This window comes from Methylomonas rivi (assembly GCF_024505165.1).
GTDB classification, from domain to species: Bacteria; Pseudomonadota; Gammaproteobacteria; order Methylococcales; family Methylomonadaceae; genus Methylomonas; species Methylomonas rivi.
In genome coordinates, this window is the sequence record NZ_JANIBK010000262.1 from 1 (window position 1) to 2,781 (window position 2,781).

Below are 2,781 nucleotides of genomic sequence, written 5' to 3' on the forward strand. Positions count from 1 at the left end.
GGCCACCGCTTCATCGGCCTCCCAAACCGGCTGCAGGGTCAGACGGGCAACGGTTTCGATGCGGGCGTCGCGCAGCAAATCCAGCTCGTCGCGCACGCAGGCGGCGAACTGGCCGTTTTTATCCACGGCTTCCAGTTCGCGTATCACGCTGAGAAAATAGATGCCGTGTACCGCGCTAATCGGATTCAGTTCCCGGCTGCGCCGGTCCAGATACTCGGTTTTTTGCTCTTGCCAATACTGGTCCAGCGGAAAAATCATGTTGACGATTTTGCCGTCGCCGCCCACCGCCAGCCCAGGACGCACCCGAAACAGCCAGTCGTTGGTTTCGCTGTCTGCCAACGGCACTTCGCCGGCGGCCACTTCGAAACCGTGGATAATGCCCGGCGCATGCCCGCACAGCAATGGCGCCAGGCGCTGCTCGGCATAGCTTTGCATGATGTCGAACTCGCGCTCGCCCAGGCTGCGGCCGGCAAACAGATTCAAGCGCAGCCGGCCTTGCTGCTGCAACGGATCGGCGGCCAAGCCGTTGCCGGGCGCGGCTTCGTGTAAACGTATGGTCCGATTAGCCATGGCTCATCCCCCCAAGAATTCCGCGCTACGTTTCCAAACCTGCAGAGTGTCGTCTTTCAGGCCGAGATCGGCGCCGGCATTGGCGATGAACTCATGGGCCGGTTTGTCGGCTTGCAGGGTTTCCAACAGGTTCAGCAACAGTTTTTCCAAGGAACCGGCTTCCAGGCTTTGCAGCAGACTCGGCCAGAAGGCCCGGTCGTAGACGCTGTCCAGTAATGTCAGTACCCGGCCGGTCAACTCCTGCAGTTTGGGTTGATTGGCGATGTTGTCCAGATATTTTCGCGCCGCCGTCACGGCGGTTTTATCCCGCAGGCCGCGGGCCTCGATCTGCGCCGCCAGACCGCCGCCGGTTTGCCCGCCGCTGCTCAGCAATGCATCGTAGTCGGTTTTCAGTTTGGCGTATTCCTGCTGGGCCGATTTCAACTGTTGCCGGCTGGTCTGCAGTTGAGCCTGGAAGCTGTCCCTGGCCTGTTCGGCCTGTAGCAAACGCTGGTTGAGTTGCTCCAGCTCGTTGTTGTCGGGCGGCAAGGCTTCCGGTAACTGGAAGCCGCGCGCCAACACCACGGTGCTGACATGATTTTCGGCAATGCGGGCCGGGCGGCGCAGATAGCGCAATTGACCTTCCCCCACTCTGTCCCAGACATTGCGCCAGTAATTGGGCTGACTGGTATCGACGGCCGGACGGCGCAAGGGCCGCACGCTCAGGGTCAACGGCAACAAGCCGGGCAACAAGCGGGTGGACAAGGCGAAGGGTTCGTCGGCGGGCGTCGCGGTCGGGGCTTCCAGGCGGCGGGCGTAAAAATTGAAATCGGCATCCGCCAGGGGCGCCAGTATCATGATGTCCACGTCCGTGTCCTGACTCAGATTAATCGGTTGTTCCAGCATGGCTTCGGCTTCCAGTATCGGCAAATCCTCCTTGCGCACCGGCAAGATACCGACCCGAAAACTTTCCGGAAAAAACCGTTGCAGCGCCGCTTCCGGGTCCACGGCCTGTTTGGGCAGGGAGCCGACCGGCGGCAGCCATTGAAAAAACTGCCCGGCGCTGAAGGCCGCCTGCAATGACGACCAGTTTCGCGCGGTCAACACATCGGCCAAGAGTTCTTCGTAATGCGCGGCCAAAAGCTGTTGTAACGCATTGTCTTGCAAATGCATGCCGGCAGGCCGGTACAGCAGCGAGCGGTCCAGCCACTGGCCGATATTTTTATCGATGGCCAGCAAACCCAGCGCCACCGCGCCGTCCGGAATCTCCGGCAAAGGCTGCAATTGCGGCAGGAATTTTCCGGCCAGCGCCGCCCGCGTGCTCAATTCGCTGCCGGCCGGATAAGTTTCCCGCAACGGCACCAAGGCCAGTTCGACGCCTTCTTCGTAGCTATTGATGCGCGGTTCTATTTTTTGGCCGATGTCTTCCGGATAGGTTTCGGCGATGCCGACGCCTTTTTCGGTATATTGCAGAATCAAGGCATACAAGCCGCGGTTGAAGTAGCGTAGCGGCGGCTGGTTGAGGACCGCAATATCGGCCCGCTCGGTCAAGTCGACAGTCAAACTGTTGACCGATTCCAGCACCCTGCCCGACGCCGTGATGGCCAAACCGGGGCTGACCGAGATTTTTTGCGCGCCGCTCAATTCGGCCCGCAAACCTTTTACCACGCCGCTACCCAATACCCGCCCGGTTTGCAGTAAGCGCTCGTCCAGATATTGCTGGTCTCGGGTCAGGTCGGCGGCTTTCAACAGGCGGCCGTCGAAATAATTGCTGCGGGACAGAAAAGGATCCAGACTGCTTTTGCGCAAGCCTTCCTGGCTGAGTTCCTGTACGGAAAAAGGCTGAAATCCGATGGTATGGCTCATGTCACTCTCCAGTTTAAGGGGCTACAGACCGGTGCAGGCTGATCAATTGCTGCGGGGTGGTGACGAAGGGTCTGAGCAGGTTATTGATTTGCATGCGCTGCGGGTTGCTGACCACCTTGCGGTCCGGATTCAGCTGAATGCGGATACGGGCCAACAAGGTTTGCGCGGCCTCGGTTTCCTTGGCCAGCATGTCCAGGGCATTTTTACCGGTACCCAAGGCATGCAGCATGGCGGCGTTCAGATTCAGCAGCCCGCCGGCGTCGGCATGCGCGGCCAGATAGGTTTGTTCGTCCGGATTCAAGGCCGCCGCCGGATCGGCGGGCGCCTGGCCGTGTACGTGGCCGGCCCGTAGCGGGTACAAATAAG

2 protein-coding genes and 1 pseudogene are annotated in these 2,781 nt (G+C 60.3%); all 3 read right to left on the reverse strand.

What is annotated here, in order from left to right:
- The coding region (locus tag NP596_RS20830; RefSeq protein WP_256617308.1) for a hypothetical protein at nt 1–570 on the reverse strand (570 nt) is incomplete at its 3' end.
- Nucleotides 571–573: 3 nt separating this feature from the next.
- Nucleotides 574–2,415, reverse strand: coding sequence for a hypothetical protein (locus NP596_RS20835; protein WP_256617309.1), 1,842 nt, complete (start codon nt 2,413–2,415; stop codon nt 574–576).
- 13 nt (nt 2,416–2,428) lie between these two features.
- A pseudogene (locus tag NP596_RS20840) lies at nt 2,429–2,781 on the reverse strand (hypothetical protein); the annotation flags it as partial.

Excerpts from the sequence above, each read along its gene's own strand:
- NP596_RS20835 (WP_256617309.1), bottom strand. The coding sequence starts at position 2,415 with ATGAGCCATACCATCGGATTTCAGCCTTTTTCCGTACAGGAACTCAGC.